The organism is Peribacillus sp. YIM B13472 (assembly GCF_042788005.1).
Taxonomy (GTDB): Bacteria; Bacillota; Bacilli; order Bacillales; family DSM-1321; genus Peribacillus; species Peribacillus simplex_E.
Genome location: NZ_JBHZPG010000001.1, coordinates 222,620 through 243,406, shown reverse-complemented (window position 1 = coordinate 243,406; position 20,787 = coordinate 222,620). Strand labels below are relative to the sequence as shown.

The 20,787-nt window shown below is 36.8% G+C and carries 9 protein-coding genes and 1 tRNA gene; 7 read left to right on the top strand and 3 right to left on the bottom strand.

The window, feature by feature from the left end; all coding sequences use genetic code 11:
* Window positions 1-106 precede the first annotated feature (106 nt).
* On the top strand, window positions 107-2,995 hold the full coding sequence (locus ACFX4I_RS01155) for a hypothetical protein (RefSeq protein ID WP_377418541.1): 2,889 nt from the start codon (window positions 107-109) through the stop codon (window positions 2,993-2,995).
* Window positions 2,996-3,001: 6 nt separating this feature from the next.
* Window positions 3,002-4,867, top strand: coding sequence for a hypothetical protein (locus tag ACFX4I_RS01150; protein WP_377418538.1), 1,866 nt, complete (start codon window positions 3,002-3,004; stop codon window positions 4,865-4,867).
* Between the two features lie 519 nt (window positions 4,868-5,386).
* Here the strand turns inward: ACFX4I_RS01150 and ACFX4I_RS01145 are convergent.
* A complete protein-coding gene (locus ACFX4I_RS01145) occupies window positions 5,387-7,876 on the bottom strand; it encodes a DEAD/DEAH box helicase family protein (protein ID WP_377418535.1) in 2,490 nt (829 codons plus the stop codon).
* A 1,140-nt stretch (window positions 7,877-9,016) separates the two neighbouring features.
* Between ACFX4I_RS01145 and ACFX4I_RS01140 the strand changes: the two genes are divergently transcribed.
* The 3 genes from ACFX4I_RS01140 to ACFX4I_RS01130 all read left to right on the top strand — a co-directional run bounded on the left by ACFX4I_RS01140 (window position 9,017) and on the right by ACFX4I_RS01130 (window position 12,742).
* Window positions 9,017-10,249 (top strand): hypothetical protein, encoded by a 1,233-nt coding sequence (locus tag ACFX4I_RS01140; protein ID WP_377418532.1) that lies wholly within the window; start codon window positions 9,017-9,019, stop codon window positions 10,247-10,249.
* Between the two features lie 98 nt (window positions 10,250-10,347).
* Window positions 10,348-11,631: a YopA family protein gene (locus tag ACFX4I_RS01135; RefSeq protein WP_377418529.1), complete on the top strand. Its 1,284-nt coding sequence runs from the start codon at window positions 10,348-10,350 to the stop codon at window positions 11,629-11,631.
* A 1,010-nt stretch (window positions 11,632-12,641) separates the two neighbouring features.
* Window positions 12,642-12,742: transfer RNA gene (locus ACFX4I_RS01130), tRNA-Ser, on the top strand.
* Between the two features lie 44 nt (window positions 12,743-12,786).
* On the opposite strand, the gene ACFX4I_RS01125 is transcribed toward ACFX4I_RS01130, so the two are convergent.
* Window positions 12,787-13,035, bottom strand: a complete 249-nt coding sequence (locus tag ACFX4I_RS01125; RefSeq protein ID WP_377418526.1) for a hypothetical protein — start codon at window positions 13,033-13,035, stop codon at window positions 12,787-12,789.
* A gap of 255 nt (window positions 13,036-13,290) precedes the next feature.
* Complete coding sequence (locus tag ACFX4I_RS01120; RefSeq protein WP_377418523.1) at window positions 13,291-15,486, bottom strand: CHAT domain-containing protein; 2,196 nt, start codon at window positions 15,484-15,486, stop codon at window positions 13,291-13,293.
* 1,673 nt (window positions 15,487-17,159) lie between these two features.
* Here ACFX4I_RS01120 and ACFX4I_RS01115 point away from each other — a divergent pair.
* Window positions 17,160-19,523, top strand: a complete 2,364-nt coding sequence (locus ACFX4I_RS01115) for an McrB family protein (RefSeq protein ID WP_377418520.1) — start codon at window positions 17,160-17,162, stop codon at window positions 19,521-19,523.
* Window positions 19,516-20,766 carry an McrC family protein gene (locus ACFX4I_RS01110; protein ID WP_377418517.1) on the top strand — a complete coding sequence of 417 codons (1,251 nt, stop codon included), beginning with the start codon at window positions 19,516-19,518 and terminating at the stop codon, window positions 20,764-20,766. Before ACFX4I_RS01115 ends, ACFX4I_RS01110 begins: the two co-directional genes overlap by 8 nt.
* Window positions 20,767-20,787: the final 21 nt, after the last annotated feature.

The window sequence follows — 20,787 nt, the reverse complement described above, 5'->3', positions numbered from 1 at the left end:
GATTGTTAAAAGTTTAAAATTAATATAATGATAAAATTGTTTGTGTATATTTAATGAAATTCTTCAAAAGATAAAATAGAAAATACCCAAAGGAGGTTAAGAAAAATTGGAAGAGTTATTTCGAATGCTGCTTGTTAGACCACCTAAACAAACAGAACGGCAACATACCATACAGTTAGAACAGCCCTCTTCTCTTCAGAATGAATTGACGGAGAGGGAATCTAGTGCAGAACCAGGTATTTTGGAGAGTTTACTTAGACGTTACCTGTCATCGGAATTGATGATCAAAAACTTGTCCCAATTACACTATTCTGATGTATTAAAGGATACTTTTTTCACACTTTGCAATGCGAATAATCTAGATCATATAAGTATCAAAAATACACTTGAGCTGAATCTGGGTCACAATTGGAAAAATAAAACAGAACAAAACGAATGGATTACAGATATTTCCCTACTAAAGGACTCCATATTGACATTAAAATTATTAAACGAAGAAATGTTCGAGGCTCCTCTTGAGGATCTAGTTAAATGTCTTCGCACCATGAATTTTGTTGAGAAATTCAAATCGCATCCGAATTTGTTCAAAGAAATGAAAAAGAGTTTGGACATACTTCAAGCTGTTATTATTCTCCCCTCTTGGTCTGTACAGATGACCAAATATCAAAATCGGAAAAAAATTACAATAAATGCAAACGAGAAAAGCGATGACCAGAGCGAGTTGGAACGTAAGGAGCAAACTCTGGCGAAGGCATATGAAGAGCTACTGGCGGTGCCATCCCAAATGGTGCATATCGAATCCACCCCCTCATTAACCGATTCCGAAACGAGTGAATTCGAAACAACAACAGATGTAAGGCCGATGAAATCGGTTGTAACAAAAGTGCTTAAAGGGGAAGTGGTTGCTAAACTTAGTGATTTGACAAGTGATTTGCTGTCAGAGTTGAACATCGATCTTACTGCGATTCCTTTCGAAAATGCACTTCAACAATTGAGGGACAAGTTGCGAAATTTCAATGAACAACTAAGAGTCATACGGAGTAAATCGAACCCTCGCAATGTTGCCCTTATAGGCAGTAGAGCATTTCCGATCAATTCATGGGATGACTCAGGTAGGATATTACCTAATTTCAACTCTGAAATTGTACCAATTACACACGGCAATCTGCGTCCGGTCGGGGTCGGCGACTTACTTATAGTGAAGCAACAGCTTGTGTCCTATGAAGCTGGAGATATTGCGCATGTCGAGAACATTTTGCAGGGAGAATCCAAGTCAAGGGAACATCGGCGCAGAAAAATGACCGAACAGTTCACGCTGGAGGAAAAAGAGGTTACAAAAGAAGAAGAATTCGATCTTCAAAGTACGCAGCGGTATGAGATGACCAAAGAAGTCCAGGGTACGCTACATGAACAAACGAAATTGGAAGCCGGAATTAAAGTAACGGCAAGATATGGAGTCGTTGTCGAAGTAGAAGCCAATGCGAAATATGCCACTGAAAATGCACATGATATTTCCAGGAAAGATTCCACCCACTTATCAAAAGAAGTGACGGACAAAACCGTCCGCAAGCTCTCAGAAAAAATAAGAACTCAACAAACCCTTCGTATTGTGGAAGAAGTGGAAGAGACAAACAAGCACGGGTTCGAAAATACAGGTTCCAACGGTCATGTTATCGGGATTTACCAATGGCTGAACAAGATTTATGAGGCTCAGGTGTTTAACTACGGCTTACGTACTATGTATGACTTGGTACTTCAAGAACCGGCAACCTTATATATTGATGCTTTAAAAATAAAGGCAACTAATCAAAATGATTTGGTTAAACCCATAGAGTTCAATTTGGATCCATTATCAATCAACGAACTTAACTATTCCAATTATGTAGAGGAATATGGGGCGGAAGGTGTTAAAGCTCCACCCGAGCCTTTCGTGACCGTTTCCAAAGTGTTCAAAGGAGGCCCCCTGAAAGATCCGGATGAGGGGCCAATGACCGAGGGGATAGAACTTCCAATCCCTGAAGGATATACTGCATTTTCTGGTAGTGCAGTCGTTTCCTATGTTAATTGGGTAATTCCAGAAAAACCATCTAGTATAGATGTTATTCTTGGTGCTCAATTTCATCGTTTTAATAATTTCGTGAATTGGGAAGGGCAATTAGATGACGAGAGCAGAACAATTCCTGTTACCGTTAAAACATATAATATTAAAGGCTACGTTCTTGCAATCGAAATTATGTGTAGAAGAACAAATACTTTCTTAACCCAATGGAAATTAGATACCCATAATGCCATTCAGCAAGCTTATAAACTAAGAATGAGCGAATATGAACAAAAATTGGCCAAGCTATTAGAGAGTCGAAATGGAATAAAAGGACATAACCCGGAATATAACAAGAAGCTTATTCAAGATGAATTAAAACGAATGGCTGTTAGTTTAATAACACAACAAACATATGATTTTGTAAATCCTATCGAGGTTGATAGTAATGGGTTCCCTCACCCCCGCCTGAACATATCTGGAGAGCAAGGGGAATATATCCGTTTCTTTGAGCAAGCCTTTGAATGGGAGAACCTAACCTATGTGTTCTATCCTTATTTCTGGAGCAGAAAAGAAACTTGGTTAGAGCGATTTGATTATGCTGACGCTGATCCGTTGTTCACTCAATTCATTAAGGCTGGAGCTGCAAGAGTCGTAGTGCCTGCACGCCCAGGATTCGAGTCGGCGATCGATCATTTTATGAAGACGGGGAAGATATGGAATGGAAAGGGACTTCCCGACATTACCGATCCATTATACGTTCCAATCGTGCAAGAAATTAAAAATCAACTGGGTGCTCCCTTGAATGAAAAGCCATGGGGTTCCTCTTGGAAGGTGAAGCTGCCGACTGATTTGGTGCGATTAAGACCCGATGAGTCGCTACCAGTATGGAAGAAAAACAAAAGTGGAGAATGGGTACCTAACGACACACTTAGAACAGTTGACGAAAGAGAGTGAAACTGTGTGGGAGATATTAAGACGCATGCCCTTGTGAGCTTCCGAACCATCCAACAGTTGCAGAATATAAGTCCGGATGAAGATTGGATCTATCTAGAGCTTGGTAACTTTCTGACAGATATTTCTCAGTACCGTGATCCATTTGCTCATATGAGCGCGAAGAAAAAAGTATGGAGACGGGCATTGTTTTCAACCGGAATTCCCATTCTCGGGCCGCCTAGTGTAGCCTTGGGGCTAGGACGTGTACAAAGCTGGATGGATGATTTACTTGGAAGCGCGAGGCCCGGGAAAAATCGATATGGCGCATTGGCAGAGTATTTCCGTTATTGTACACTTTTCGTTACGCATGAGTTGTTTGCTAACAATTCGGGTATTGACTTACTACTAAAGAACGCGACCTCTCCCAATCCTCATTCTCAAATTAAACTAGTAAGCGTTGATGAAGTAAATCGGGTATTCCATAAGTTCTATACCCAATACTATCCACATGAACATATAGACTTTCCGCCGTATCTTGAGGGTGAAGCACAGCGCAAGCATGCTTGGTATCAGCGGGGACAGAGAGGGCTAATCGGTTATATCGAGGAACAAATCGCCTATCTCTCAGAGGAATTAACGAAGCTGGAACTACGGTGGCTGGAAATCAGAAAATACCCTCCTAGCCATCAAGAGCGGCGAGATGTACTTGTCCGGTTCGGGCACCTTTTGCATAGCATTGAGGATTATTATTTCCATTCTAATTTTATAGAAACATTGCAGTGGACAAGCACGACAAGTTCTTTTCCGTTTCACAAATATGAACGTGAAGACGATAAATGGTTTCTGTTGAAATCCGCGTATCTAAGAAATCAGTGTGCGCAATCGCCTCTGTCATTCCAAACGTTCAACCTTTTGTTCCGGAAGTTTATAAGGCGCCTTCGGTATCCCATCTTCACGGATGATGGAACCGGCGATGAAACGCGATCGTTGGACTCTAAAATGATGATATATACAGGTGGATTTGCCGAAAATGATATGTATCATACCATTTATGAAAGTCTGATACAGATTGAACAGGGGATAAGAAAGTTACCCTTCGGCATGGCACTCCTCAATTCGGAATTGGTGTTGTTTCGTCTCCTGTTCAATGAATCGGAACGTATCAAAATGGTGAAACAAACCGATTACATGGATGAAATGGAAACTCAGCATAAGAAGCAACTCTTAGACGGCCAGTATCATTTGACAGCCAAAAAATGGCGTGAGTTAGAATTAATCACTCCAGAAGGAGAACGTGCCCTTGTACAGGCGTTTACGATTGATCAGAACCTTCAGACTGAATATTCCACTCCTCCTGGAGTTGGTGGTTTTCTTATCATGGTCCTAAAGGAAATGCAGGTCATTGCCATGCTAAATGCCAAAAAAGTTGCACAGTTGAATACGCGCAGCGATTCAGTGAAAAATGAAGCTACATCAAATAGGGCTTTTTCCGAAATGATTGGAACACATACGTTGTTAGCAAAAGATACAAATACCGAGGGGCCTTGTCGGGAAGAAGCATTGGCCTTAGCCAAATTCGCTTCATCAGCGGTAGCTTGCAAATTGTATACCCGAATAGTGAAAAATTCTGACGATAAAACATGCATAGATTGGGAGTTCGTCCTAAGACATTACTTACGATTTCCAAATTCAAGCCCAAACAGCTGGGAGTCAACCGTACTAACTGCTTTACGTAACGGTACGCCTATCCCTACTTATGATGAAGTGGCGGATAAGGACAAATTTAATATGCTTAGCGATAAAGACCCTAGGCTCAAACAGCAATTGCAGCGTAATACGAGACATAATCTAGAACAGCGTTACACAAAGTTAGAGAAAAAGGTGGAAAGTTAGTAAATTTAATAACGGCTAATCTTCAATTAGCCGTTATTTTTGTATGCCTTGCCTCTATATAGGCTAAATTCTATCTTGTGGGTTCAAATTGTGACTGCTAACAACTGATCTTATGTTAAATAGGCAAAAAAAGAAATATGCTATTTTTGTTCCACAATCGGGCGCGTTAGTTGAAGAAGACCATCGAAATGGTGATCTTCTTTATGTCTCAAATATCAACATTCCTATATAACAGACATCCATGCAAAATTCTGGGCAAACGCGTAGCTTTTCTTGAGTAAGAAGGCGTCTTTTTCTAATCAATCAGATTTTGGAGCAACTAACAAGGCAGGTTAGCAAAAGAACCGGCGTGACTAGAATGACTATATTAATATAAAAGACCGAATTAAGAGCAATCATATATGAAGGAATTAGATGTGTCTGCAAAACACTATGTAAATGTGTGTGATCTAGATATAACAGAAATGGTTAGAGAAATGGAAAAAGCCTCACTCATGTAGTGAGGCCTTAATTATTATTTTAGTTTACAAACGCTACTGTATAGTGTTCTCTAAACAACAATGGTTCTAAGTTAAAAGTTTTCAAAAGTCTGGAAATAGTGTTTGTTTCATAATTAGCTGCTGCAACTTGTTTTCCATATTCACGTAAATTTCTTCTGAGCGACTCTAATTTTTCAGTATTAATAATGCGAATATTAGGATCAGGAGAAGCTGCTCTTTCAAATTTTTTGTTAGGATGAATTAGAATAGGTGTAAAGTCCACATTACCAGGATATTTTCCTTCGAACCAGACTATTGAGCCATTTAATTGATTACAGTATTCTTTACTTATAGTTTCTGTGTATGCTTCATTTTTACATTCAATTACAAAATAATAATTTGTAGCACTTCCCCAAAGATTATCTGGACCTTTTCTAAACTCATTTTCTGGTCTTTGAGATGCATATCCTAAGTGTTCTCCTAATTCTTTTAGAGCTTGTTCAAAAAGATGGGAAGTGTGTGGAGCAAAGATAAGTTTGTCAATAATTGCGTTAAATGTAATTATGAATTGATTTATATTTGAATATGTTTGTAATAAAAACTCATTAATATTATTGGCTTGAGGAATATTTTTAAATTGTACTTTTTCATATTCGATCCCCTCAATTGGATGTATTAACTGATTGTTGAGCTTTTTAGCTGACTTCATAGTTTGTTGAGCATTAACGGAACTATAAAAATTCTCATACTTTGCTAATTTGAATTTTAAGTATCCTTTATGTTTAGTATCAGAAACTTCATTTACCAAGGTTTGAATAATAGATGCTGCTTTTGTATAGTCCCTTATCTGTGCTTGGTTAAATGCTTCACGTTCTTGTATAATCAAATCCTCAAAATGATTCTTATCATGATATTTCACTTTTACTAAAGTGGATCTACTAGTTTCAATCCAATTGCTATCCCGTTTTAAGCATAGGTTTACTACACTGTCTATATCTTTAATACTAGCATTTTGCATTTGATTTGATAGGTTTTGTGATAATTCTAGTTGTTTTTGTGTAGCTTCAGTAAATATTGTTCTCGCATCTTGTTGGTAAAAATTTTGAACTAAAGAATTTCCCATTAAAAATACGACACAGTGGTCATCTTTAGAACGAATTCCTCTTCCCATTCCTTGTTCAATGCGTTGTACTGTATTTTTAAGTATTTGTTTGCTTCCTCTTAAAGCAATTTGTTCTATTTTATCAAATTCACTTCGAACATCAGGTAAACCATCAATTATTAGTACTTCACATGCAGTTTTAGGTAGATCAATGCCGTCATATTTGTTTATTAATACTACCATTCCGAGATGTTGGCTCTTAAGTTTTTCTATCGTTTCAATTAAATTCGTTCCTTCCTTCACTATTAAATCTGCTGAATCTTCCCAATAATTCGCTCTATATGTTGAAGGAACCAGTACGATAACGTTATAATTTTTAGCTAAATATTTAAAATAAGCTTTTAATTGATCTTCAGTCAAATTCGGATTTATATCTTGAGGGATTAAAATCATTCTTTCCCCAATATCATTTGCATTTTGGGGGGTAACAGCTGTCTCAATTTCAGATTTATCTATATTAAAGTGAGAAATTAATATACTATCATCGTCAATTGTTGCACTCATGAATATCCTATGTTGGCACTCATCAAAACTTGGAATAATCTCAATAGGTAAATATTCTAAGGAAATTAAAACTTCATTGCCAGTAATAATACAGTTTGCTAACTCTAAGTTATTTTTTACTAAAGGCCAGTTGAAAAATAGATCCTTTAATAATGCATTATCTTTATTTTGATGAAGAATATGCCTTACTCGATCTAAATTTTGTTTCCAATCCCAAAAAGGTATGAGCTGTTGGCTGCCTTTTTCACCATCTTTTATTTCTAAATATTTTGTTTCAGATTGTTGTTTAATAGATTCCTCAAAAATAGTAAGTAAATTATTATAAGGTTCAGAATCTCTAGGGAGGGAAATGCTAAATTGTGACTCTGCGACTTTGATACAAGCATGTGCATCGTCTATAATCATGCAGCCAATATTTTGTTTTACCTCCTCAACTCCAAAAACACTTCTGCCATTTATAATTCGATGCATATTAGTTACTAAAATTTCTTTGCCATTTAAAAAATCGTTAGACCTAGGTTCTTTAGTGACTGGAATACCAAGATCAATAGCCTCATTAATAACTTGTTCTACAAGATAATTATCGGGGACAATGTATACTGCAGGTCCTTTACTTTCATTAATATAAGATTTTAAAATTAATAAGCCTACAACTGTTTTCCCACTACCTGTATTCATTTTTAGAACAGTATTTTTTTTATCTCGATAATCAGCAAACCACTTACCTAACACTGTACTTTGAACATCTCTAAGATACTCTTCATATTTTTTTGATTTGTTCGGCAATACATCAAATATTTGTTTAGGATCGAGAATTGGATCTAGATTAGAATCTGCATTTAATTTATCAAAATTTATTATCACTTGATAATACACCCACTTTCATACTATTATTTAACTCAACATAACTAGGAAAATATTACCGTTTAATTATACGATAAATCAATTCCAATTACCTCAGTAAACTTCAACAAAAAAGAGCATAAATCCTTCACGGATTTAATGCTCTTGATAATTTAAACATTCCACAACCAAATATTAAGTTTCATTTGTTTTACACTCGTTTCATTTTCTTATGTTTTCTATCTCCAACTTTGATTGATGTAATGAATTTTAACAAGTTAATCACCTTCTTTTAGGGGTAGCACCATCATTTTGCAGACTTACAACGCTAAGCGTTTATGTCAAAAAGTACGCTTTATGACAAGCCTAATATCCTTTGAATTCATCATGTCAAAAAGCCTGCATTCAAGTTATGTAATATTTCATTTGATTAAGGGACTTTATGACATATGGAGATTAGGAAGGTTCTCTAAACGTTGTCATATCAAGGGATTATTGGGTTCTACGCCCCTTAGCGTTGTTAATCTGTGTTTCGCTGGCGGTACCCCTAACAGGTCAATAGAGTATATAATTAAACTTCAGAAGGGGTGAAAGGAAAAATGAAGCCAGAATGGAACAGAAGCGTTTATTTTACTAGATCAGATTATTGTAACGGAGGAGTTTTTAAATTCACATCCTAGTGTTGAAAAAACACAGCAAGTCATAAATCATGTTAAACGGACAGGCTACTTAGATGAGCCCATTACGATTAATCGAGATACGAAAATTCTTACGGACGGCTACAGACGATATATTGCAGCTAAAAACGTGGGAATGAATCTAGCTCCTATTGTTTATGAAAAATAAATTTTTATATTAAAAATAGCAGAATCATAAAAACCCCTGATACTAAAACGTTTCAGGTTTTTTTCTTATAATTAGCTTTAATGTAAACTAGGTTTGTATAGAGTATTATTTTGATACTTGGGGATCTTTGTTCAACTAAAGGGCCAGATTCTTGAATAACACTCGGTGGTAAATCCGGATATTTATTGAAAAGAGGTGTGAAGGATCTACTTAAAGTAACGGGGTTAAAAAAAATGATATTATACCGATAGAGGCTATATTTGTTTATTCAAGTCTAATTAAATAGCGTGAATTGTAATAATAGGAGGCAAGAGAATGACTGTTAGCTTTGTTTCTGAGGAATTTAAAAAAGAGGTAAGAGAACTAATAAAATTTTTTGACGATTACGGTATCCAACATGACTTCGTGTATCTTTACGATGATGATGAAGAGGATGATGAGGAGGGTGATGAAGATTTAATCATCGATGAGAATTATGTGTTACCTACTTGGTTTCCCCATTCTTATTATGAAGAAGAACATACAATTGGTGAATTACTTGATGTAGTTTATGGAGCTATGAAAATAATTGATTTTGATGAATATAAATTAATCAGTAAAAGAGTAGCGTTATTTTATATAGACAGCCAAATACAAGAATTGATATATGGTGTTGGTCTTGATATACCTACTATTACAGAGGTAGTAGATGATCAAGAGTACACAATAAATATTGTAAATGGCTTAACAAGCTATGGAATCAAGTTAATAATAGATGATCTCTTTAATAAGCATGTACCACCAGTGGATGAGTCTGATTTCTTTATAGAAATTTCTGCCAAGGGCACGATAGATTTAAAAATAATTGAAAGCCTAGTTGATGCTTATTTATTTGAGCTAAAATCCACATTAAATATTGGTATACATTTGTCTCCAAGAATATCCTACGATTCTTTAGAGGATGAACTCGAATACAGAACAGATACACCAAGACTTAGACCACTGTTACGAGGAAAAGGGGTACATGAATTGTTAAAGTTGTACAATTCTTCCCTTTCTAGCGCGAATTATGAGATATTGGTTTTAACATATACCAAGGTGATAGAATACGTATCTCAAACAGTTATACAGCAGGATCTTATTAATTCTGCCACCAAGAAATTATTTAGCCCTAGGGCACTTAATCCAGACGCTAATTACATACTAGAATTAGGTAAAATCTTTGAAGGTAACAGGAACAATCAAAAAGACTATTTCGCTATAAAACTAACTATTGAAACTTGTTGTGACCTAAATGAGATTGTTACAGAAGCACCCCAATTCTTAAAGTTTACAAGGAAATTGAACAAGGATAGTAAAAATGACGATAAAGTAAAAGCTTTTGAAGAAGTTGCTAATGCAATTAGTAATACAAGAAACATGTTTGCTCATGCAAAAACTAATTATGAAAAAAAGGGTATGGAATGTCCAACAGATCAATTAGAGGGGTTTACTGAATGCTTAGATATTCTTGCTCAGCAGGTTATAAGATGGTTTGCTAAAGTAAATGAAGATAACAGAGTAATTTAACTTTTAACCTTCTTCAACAAATGGGCGCAATTCCGCAGCAAGAATTGTGCCCTTTCTTTATGTTAAGGGCCATCTTTTTTATTTGAGGGAGTGATAATTTGCATTCAACTAAAGCTATTGATTCCAGTTTTTTTAAGGTTCATGATAAATTTAAAATTTATGAAGGTAATTTTAAGTTATTAAGCGAAAGTCAGGTAGTCCAATTATACGGCATTATTGAATTTTACTTTTATCCAAAACCAACCATTAGATTTCTAGGTGAAACTGAAAAAGTAAATATCCATACACTTATGGATGAGAAAGATATTATTCTAGAAGTTCCTGGGATGTTACCAACTAAGGCAAGCTTAGATTTAGTACAAAATAATCATGTAGCTAAAGGTATGGTGTTATATCAATTAAAAGATGATAAAGATTTTTATATGGACAGTTATTACTTGCATGTAAATAATTTCGTTAAGTATCTGGGAGACAACATCACTAGAGGTGATTTTCACTATCGAGGTGGAATTACTATAGAATATGAAGACTGGAAATTAAATTTCCAACTACGTCATGATTACAAAGATAAGAGAATCTTTTCAAACTTAAAGGATAGAAACGGACACAATATTACCCACATTATAAAAATAGAAAAAAAAGATGGGAGTAAGTTTAAGAAATCAGAGGTTTCTGAAATAGAAGAGATATTTGTATGGGTTTTTACTCTTTGTGCAGGTAGACACATAGGTATTCCAATAAAGATCGGGGAAGACCAAGAGGGGGAGCAATATAGGGAATTTTCAGTGCCTTTAATGAGCCCCTTTCGTGAAGTGCCTAACTGGTTTCCTAAACAAAAAGGCACTGTTATTGAAAGTCTATTCCATAATTTGGCTTCAAAGTTTAATGATGAGTTTATAAAGAGAATTATAAAAGAAACTATACATTGGTATGTTGAAACATTAAATGCAACATTTATAGAAAATAAGACCATCAATTCCCAAATCGCTTTAGAAAAACTATCTTTTGTTTTACTAACTCAACAAAACCCTCAAATCATTAGTAAAACAAAGTTCGATAAAAATAATTTTCAAACAAATCTAGAAACAATATTAGATGAACTCTCTATAAAAACTGTTCTCAGTGGTGAGCTCAAGAAATACAGTGATGGGTTTGATTCTGGTCCCCATTTATTAGTAAAATACAGAAATCATATAGCTCACCCAAAACGTAACACAAGTATAGATAGTTACTCTACACATGATAAGTTCTTAATAAACCAGTTGGGAGTGTATTATACTGAAATGCTTCTTTTGAATTTAATTGGATATGAGGGTGAATTCTCTAATCGGCTTAATTTTCCTTCGTGGGAAGGGATATATGATACTCTGCCATGGAAATAGTATCAGTCTATCGGAAGAAGGTTATTTTTTTAGTATTTATTTATCTTTAAACTAAGGCTTCAACAAACTGGGGCTTAAACGGAAGATCATATCTCGAATTCAAGTCTTCAAGAATAGGGCGCGTTTCTTGAATAAGGATCGAAAAAACGCTTGTTTTATCCAAGCGTTTTTATGTGCTAATATACAGTTATTTAATATGTTAAATCTATTATGACTTAACAAAGTAATTCTACTGTTATTTTAACTTTTCTCCACCATATTGGAACTACAATTATATGACAAATACCTTTTAATTTTGATCATATTTTGACCACGAAACATATATAACGGGATATTATTTCATTTTCATTTTAGGTAGTAAAAAACGCTAAACCTTGATATAACAAGGATTGTTTTATTTCGTATTTCTTCATATTATATGGACACATAAAAGAACGAAAAAAATACGGTTTAAAAATAGTTTGTTTGGAGCAGGGTAAGTAAAAGGCCCTTTCCCACTGCTCATAAAATTGCTCATAATTTTGCTCATAGTCATTTTCTATTCTATTTTATAACATTTTAAATGCAATCTGAAAATCCCATTAAATCAATGATTCTATCAATCTATTTTCTTCTATTTTATTACTTGATGAATGGGCGGCATGATGTAATGATTCAAAAAGCCAAAACCAGTCCCCCCAGTAACTTCGCACGATAGCATAGCATCCTGTTAATTAATTATAGGGGAGGGTTGATATGTTTGCCATCTTTTCAACTTAACGACTGCTACATAAAATAATAAAATATATTTAATATTTTTCTAATTACTTATGTGGGGAATGGTTAGTAAGTAGAACCAGTAGCTGACTTAGATTTCTACTTTAATGGAAAATCAGGTTTTTATTTAAAAACCAAGATACCCCTCGTAACATAGGGGGTTTATCTGGTGGTATATTGGTGGCAGACTGGTGGCAAAACCAAACATATTGCCACCAATTACATCTGTTTATATAATATAAAGAAAAAACAAGGGCCTATTATATCAACGTTTTCTAACTAAATCTGTTATAATCCGATTCCTTTCACTTCCTTGACAGGGAAGGGGTCGTGGGTTCGAATCCCTCACAGGTCACTATAACAGAGCCTTGGTATCCTTGTGATATCAAGGTTTTTTCGTTATAACAGGATATTAGTTTGAGACCGGCTCAGCTCGACCTCACCATCCATGACCGCTTTGGCCACCCTGTACGGCCAAAGGAATGGTTCCTTGTGCCGCTGCACGTGATTGATGAAGCGGTAAGTCGTATTCGGGATGGCTCGATTACCAATGTGGTCTATGATTCCAAGACGGCCAGTTTGGTGGGCGTTGCTCAATAGCTTTTTTATAGAACCTCTTAAAGGGGGTTCGTCGTGAGTACCTATCAACGTTTCGAACCCTCAATCTTTTTGGTTGGGGGTCTTTTTTATCTTTACATACTTTTTAATAGGAACTTTTGCTGGTTTTTGTGCTTCATGGATTGCTAACGGGGCAGGTTGAAGAAGAAAAAGCACAAATGAAAAATCAACAAGTACTTAAATTACCTTATCCCTACATTTTCTTTACTTAAAAAGAGCAACATTCCCATCTTCTATGGAGTGTTGCTCTTTTTTGCTATTAGTCCATAAGAAAAACTTTGGCTGTTAACAACTATAGGTAGAAGAACCCCAATTTGCTATAATCTCCATCTCAATACTTTGTTGGTTTTGAATCCTATCTAATATTTCCAGTTCACCTTCAGGATAAATTTGACGAAAGTATTTAACTATTTCAGTACTACCTTTAGATATTATATATTGGGCTTTACTTATTGCATGAGACCAATTTTTTTCCTCCATTAGAAGCAAAAAAAGCAAAGAACCGAAGGTGGCAGAGGTTAAGTAATGGGTTGGCCACATGTGTCCTAAAACAGATTGATATTCATTTGTTAATACAGAGGAGATACTTAAAAAATCCATAGAGTTATAACGAATATATACACTCGCTGTTTCACACATGTTAAGGACAACTAGACGTCTACCTAGCTCTTTTCCTGGAATAGATAAATTGGCCAAATCACTTAAGAATATTTCTTCGGAGCTTGATATTTTTAGAGAGCTTCTTTGTGGATTATCAGAGTCTCTTTCACCGTGTCCTGATATCCAAATAAGATCAATAGATGGGTCAGAGTATAGCTCTAAAAACTCTTCTTTCGTGCATTCATTTGCATATCGCATTATTATGTTATTCATATCAATGCCTTTTTCTCTCAAAATGAATAAAATAGCATCGCGTTCTTTTTCTGCCATATAAAGACTTTGGTCTGGATTAATCCAAAACAAAGCCTTTTTTAGTTCGCGTTGTCGTTTGGCTTCTGAGGAGTTTAACAACGAAATCGGAATTTCTCCATTAAAACTTTTACTTAGGAAAGATTGTATAGGTACATTTGCTGCAGAAAGTTCAAAAATTTGTACACTATTAAAAGGTTTTAATGAAGTTACTGTTTCAATTAGTTTATCCAAACAATATACAGATCTGAAGCTATCTAAGTACTCTTCGGAATTTTCCCTTTGAATATCAGGATTACCAGGAAGTACAGGCTCATGTGACTCTTTTTCCTCTAACATCGCTAGCCAACTTGACTCAATTTTATTTTTTTTGCTTGCAAATTCCGAATAAGTCCCTTTACTTTCAAATTTTTTAAGTTGAATAGAATTACCGAGTTTAATTAAATACCAACATTTATTTGGCTCCATAGTAGCAATTGCCACTATGTACAATCGATCATTTGGCACCTCTATCCTCCTGCCAATCTCATTGGTTTGCCACCTAAAAGCTAATTCAAAAGCTAGTTTATAGTAATATTCCCGGGATAATAACTGGGAAATCATTTCATTAATTACCCAACTAAATCGAGTTTTTTGTAATCTTTGCTGAACTTTGTCTGGGTAAGCCTCAATTATAAATTTTAATAATTCCAAAAAGCTTTCCCTTACATGAGGAGCGTTGACAGGACTTATAAGTGAAAAGCTCCAGAACTTTAAGGCTTTTTTTATAACATTGTTTATACCATATACCTTTAAATTTCTTGCCTCTTTAAAAAGGGTAGCCTTCTCACGGGGAGAGATTAAAGTATTCCTGAGTAAAGCTTCAATTATCATAAACCTTCTAGATGCATTATGCTCACCTCTATGTAAATCTATTAGAATACTAACAACACGATGCAATGTATCATTTTTAGATTTAAATAGGATTGAAGAGACAGAACACCAATATTTAATATCAATTTCTTCGACATTTTCTTTTCTGGCATAAATGCTACTATACTGGTATGTTTCTATTGCTTCCTCTAAGGTATGACCCAACACTGAAATTACATTAAAATAGGTAGAACAATAATGAAGGAAGATTGTCCTTGAATGTTCTATTTCGAAATCCATTGCCAGTTTAAAAGTGTTATAATCTGCATCAATCTTGACTTTATCTCTATCCAAATGGTTGAAATTAGGGTTTATTACTTTTACTAAGTAGTCAAAAGCTATCCCCACACATCCATTTTGTTCGTATAAATCAGCAAGTATTATGAGAATTTTTTTTGCTGAAAGTAACAGTTGAATGTTTTCCTTACCTTCGGTGGTTTTAGAAACTTCATATAAAAATTGAATATAAGCTTCTATTATTTCTATCTCTTGATTCAGTTGAATAAATGTTAGAGAAAAAATTGTCTCTTCTAGGGTGTTTGCTAATTCTAGTAGTGATTCAGTTTTAACAAGGTCAATATATTTTGACAATAGGTCCTGTTCTCTGCTGAAAAACCTGTTGCCGTTTACTTTTACTAAAAGCTTCTCTGCCTGTTCCATAATATTTATCTCCCTCTTCAGGTATTGGAAATTTGTATATGTAGGAAATGTTACCGGAAAATAGTAAGTAGGACAAATATTATTTTTTAAATGGCTAAATTAATAAAAATGCACTTATAAAAATGAGGATTGGACAGGAAAGAGTTGTGATGGATAAACAAATCACATGAAAGTAGAAGATATAAAGAAGGAACTTAACCTTAACATTCGCTTTCCACATGTGCTTTTTCTTCTCTTTTCCGGCTGGGAGGTTCGCAATTCCAGAGAAAAGTGCGACTCGATTATTAAGAGTACAGGTGATTTTCTTAGTTCCGTTTATCCATGAGTTTAAGGAGGATTGTATCTTGAAGAGGAAAAAGCCCCACTCAATTGAGAAGGGATTTATACATTATTACATCTCAATTTGTCCTCTTTTGTCCCCCTATTTGTCCTCCGATGTTTTATATCATATTTACTATATTTAAGTCGAACCTTTTAAAAATGTTGATTTAAAGCCTTTTTTATACACTATTTCTTTCTGTTATATATGAAAATGAAAGTGCGGCATGATGTAATTAGGGTTTTAAAACCTTGTTATATCAACGTTGATTTTAGTAAGGCAACCAATCAATCAGCTGGTAATTTATTAAGGCATAATATGACGCTAACTGCTAAACTTCCAGAGTGGATTGCTGAAGTCAAGCAAAAATATAGTTAACTTGATGATGGATTTAAAGTGACTGTGAAAACGAAGAATAACCAGTAAAACAGAATATGTTTAATTATAAGAGTCGAGGAGATATATTCCTTGGCTCTTTTTACTTTCACTTGGGAACAGCATAAACATGAGGACGTTTTGCAAATTACTATGGGTCAATCGCCAAACTCCTGAAACTATACAGACAATTCTAGCGACCATATTTTAGAACAAGGAAATGCTGATATGAAAAATGGACTTGTAGTATTATATATCGATAAAAAAAGGTTAACCAGAAATAATTTACTTGCTGACCTTATAATACGAACGGGGCAGTTTAGTTTAAGATCGCTGTTAACCTGAGTTTAACAATCGGGCCATTTTCTGGAATAACATTCAATAAGGAGATTTGATATTTATGTTTAAGGTGTAAAGGAGATTATTAAATAATATACTTAAAGTAATGGGGCAGTAATGTTTAATAAGCAAGTCGGAGAAGCGTAGTAGACACATACTGTGCAATAAGTATCTTCATTTGTTATATGAGTAAAAATTAGCTGTTAGATATTAATAGAACTGTTCTGTCCTGCTGATACACGTATTTCGTGATCTGTTTAATGGCTCAATAGCAACACTTTCAGCCATTTGAGTTTCCCCTTTAGCGGAGCAGATGTTTATGCCCCTTCTTCGGTTATTTTACTCGGAATTTATGCTCCATTATTTTCGCTTCAAAGTTTACAGGAAGCATTTATCAGTGCTTATTAGGGCTGAAAAAGTTATTATTCTTAATTCTGCGACTTAAGACCGAGAATTTTCATTTAAATTACAGCTGGCACTTAAAGGGATGACAATGGACAGAGGGACAGTACCGTGTCCCTAAATTTTCGGGGGCAGTGGACCTGTCCCTGTGTCCCACTTTTGGCTTATCGGCAGGAATTTTTTTCTAAATGTCGAAATGTGTACCTAATACATAAAGCAATACAGGAGGCGGTTTTTCGTGGTGAATAAGGGAATTCGCTGGAACGAGTCTGAAACGAAGAAAATCTATCAGGCTAATAAAGAATCCGAGAGTTTGATGGAGTATCTGGAGAAGCAGCTATTCAATAATGATATTGTAGATTCTTCTGCCGACAGCCCCACACCTGAGCGGGGGGACGGGAGGATGCTTTACTTTTCAAAAGGGCAGAGAATTGTTGTTGCAGCGCCGAGAAAAAGATATAAGCATGTTCATGTGATTTTAACGAATAAGGTGAACATGGCTGAGGTAAGAAAATCCGGCATTGAGTTAGGGAATCAAAAAACGGATATCATGCTTACTTCAAATGAAGATATCGATAAACTTGTAGCCTTACTGAAGGACGAGCTGTACAAGGGCTCCACTGTAAAGGAAAAGACAGTGGGATATAAAACGAGATCCCTAGAGGAGTGGGTCCACCTATATGATAAAGACGAAACAGTGCGATTAAGGAACCACTTCATTTTACACGAAAGATCGATGTTCATTTCTGATTTCACAGAGCTGGACGAACTACGGAACGGCGAGATCGATATATTAGAGTTTAAGAGAAAGGTTGACCAAAAGACGAAAGCAAAGCGGGAATTTGAAGGGGAACGCATTAACTTATGGGGATTCAGCGGCTTCTCGGGACAGATGTTCTTTAACCTACTGTACAATATGGCGGAGTACACCGAAACCGTCCGCCAGCTTCAAGATGAATTTTTAACAGCAATTTACATCCCGGCTCATGAAAAAGAAGACTTCAGCTGGACGAAAGAAAAATACGAGCGTTTTGGAGGTTATATTAAAAAACTGAAGAAAAAGGCGATTGAGCAAGGTTTTCCACCGCAAAAATGCCCGACGATAAAATATATGACCTTCTTCCTCAGCTTTTTCTGGGGCATCCAGGGCATAGATAAATATCCGATCTATTATAAAGCCAGCCGGGACGGTCTTGAATATTTAGGCTACAGTCTGGCCGAGGACTCACAGGCTGCCGAACATAATAGGTATTTTCTTTTCGTCAATAAGCTTTATGAGCTGAATAAAGACATTGTGAAATCGTCAAGGGAAACATATGAGCTTGATATGATGTCGATTAGTAGCTTCTTATACTATGTGACCACGATATCTGAAGCAGAGCCCAACCCGGTCGGAGACGGTACTGACCCAATCGAGGAAGATGAATTCGCGCTTCAAATCCGGGATGTGCTTTTTGAAGAAGGTTATAAGTTTTCACAAATGCAGACGGCCGACTGGGAGGAAGCGGGACTCAACGAAAAATACACGGACAATCTCATCTGGCAATACAGGGGCGAGGCGAAGGAAGATATGATGAGCCTGATGATAATTTGGGAGGACGAGGAGCTTTATCATGCGGATCTGTACACGGTAAATGAAGAAGGCGAACTGCAAAAAGGGAAAGCTGTCCAGGCTCTCGATGATAGGGGATTTATCAGTGAGCTAAAATCGTTTCTCCAGCAGCGAACCGGGAGCAGAAAGCCGTACACAATTGAGGACGCAGTAAAGGAAACATATGTAAGCAAAGAAAGCATGGAGGAATGGCTCGAGCTCCTCACCGAAAAACGGCAGGTCATTTTTTATGGGCCGCCAGGGACGGGAAAAACCTTTATCGCACAGCGCCTCGCAAAAATTTTAACCCAGCAGCCGCAGCGGATTGAGCTGATCCAGTTCCACCCATCCTACACATACGAGGAATTTATTGAAGGTCTACGCCCGGAACTTGCTGGAGAGGAAGGGTCACAGCAGCTTTCGGTGAAAGTGCAGCCCGGCATTTTTACGTTCCTCTGCCAGGAGGCAAGGAAACCGGAGAACCAGGAGAAATCATATGTGCTGATCATCGATGAGATCAACCGGGCAAACACAGCGAAGGTATTCGGGGAGCTCCTGTATGCCCTGGAGTACCGGAATACGTCTGTACCGCTACCCTATTCGAAAAAGAAATTGATTGTGCCTGAAAATATATACGTAATCGGAACGATGAACACTACTGACCGCTCGTTGGCGCAAATTGATTTCGCTTTAAGGAGAAGGTTTCAGTTCATTCCATTTTCTGCGAAGGAGACAGAGGGCGTCCTGAAGAATTATCTTTTGGACAATGAGCCGGAGATGGCCTGGGTAGCTGATTTAGTGCAAAAAGTGAATGGTATAATCGGTGATCCTGATATTTCTATCGGCCACAGTTATTTTATTGGGCAGAATCTTTCTATGGAGAAGCTGAGGCGTATCTGGAAATATCAGATTATGCCTTACCTTGAGGAGTGCTTTGTCCATGACAGGCAGAAGCTGGAGCAGTTCGAGCTTGATTTTATGCTTGAGAACGGTGCTGAAGAGAATGAGTGATGAACAAGTAATCGAGCTGAAGGAATATGAACAGTTGAACGATGTATATCTGCCGGAAGAGACAGCGGTCAAACTAAGGCAGGCATATTCCAATGTTGTGCAACTGCAGCATACAGGCAGGGAAAGCCATTACAGCCTACGGGCAGGAGCAGTTGCAGGAGTGTTTCGCGTGGAAAATTATACGTTCCGGATCTCTCCAAAGGTGGATCTCCCAGTCATCTGGGACTGGCTTGCAGCTGCCTATGATTTGAGTTCTGTCCAATGGAGCAGAACAGAAACAGGTTTTCAAAAGCAGCTGGGCGATCTGGAATGGGTCGTTAAGTTTTTCCTCCATGAATGCAAGAAGATATACTCCCGGGGAATTAAGAAGGGTTATATTACTGAGGAAGCACCCTCTCGGGCTGTGAGGGGACAACTTCAGGCGCAACGTACTCTCCGGCTTTGGCTGAAGCATGATTATCAGTTTGACTGCCGGTACGACGAACTGACCGAAAATGTGAAGGAAAACTATATTATCGTCTGTACCCTAGCTGATATGCTTCATAGAGAGTACGAGGATCCAATTGTATTGAAGGATTTGCGGGTGATAAGGAATATATTCGGCAGGGAGTTAGATAGCTTTACATTGAAAAAAAGCACAGTCCCGGCAGAACAGCTGAAGGAAATCGAGCATCTTCCGGTAACAAGACTGAATATGCATTACAAGCCTGCCTTTCAGTGGGCGATATTATATTGGCAGGCGTCAGCACTCAGCTTTGAGCTTGGCGACAGGAAAAGCAGCTCTTTTCTTCTTGATATGAACGAGCTGTTTGAAATGTATATCGGAAAACGGCTGACAAAGGAACTGGGTAAGTACGGCATGCAAGTAAGCCTACAAAAGCATGACTCCCTCGCTGAAGGAGGGAAAATCAGGATTATCCCTGATGTAGTAATAAAAACAAGAGACGGCCGCGAGATCATACTGGACTTAAAATATATCTCACGCCGAGACGATTCTTCGATTAACATCAACGTCTTTCAGATGCTCGCTTACTTGACGGCAAGAAGAGCAGAACACGGGATTTTGCTGTATGCAGGCGGAGGAGAGCGGAGTGATTCAATTAAAAACAGTTCGTTTACGATTCATCAGTGGAGCCTGCAGCTGGACAGGGGGTTGAGAAGGGAGGAGATTGAGAAGAGGATTGGGATGATAGTAGAGAAGATGGTTAGACTTGGAACCCAGGAGGCTTCTATAGTTACTTAGTAAAAGCTATTCATGTGGAGC

Excerpts from the sequence above, each read along its gene's own strand:
- ACFX4I_RS01140 (WP_377418532.1), top strand. The coding sequence starts at position 9,017 with ATGACTGTTAGCTTTGTTTCTGAGGAATTTAAAAAAGAGGTAAGAGAA.
- ACFX4I_RS01120 (WP_377418523.1), bottom strand. The coding sequence starts at position 15,486 with ATGGAACAGGCAGAGAAGCTTTTAGTAAAAGTAAACGGCAACAGGTTT.
- ACFX4I_RS01110 (WP_377418517.1), top strand. The coding sequence starts at position 19,516 with ATGAGTGATGAACAAGTAATCGAGCTGAAGGAATATGAACAGTTGAAC.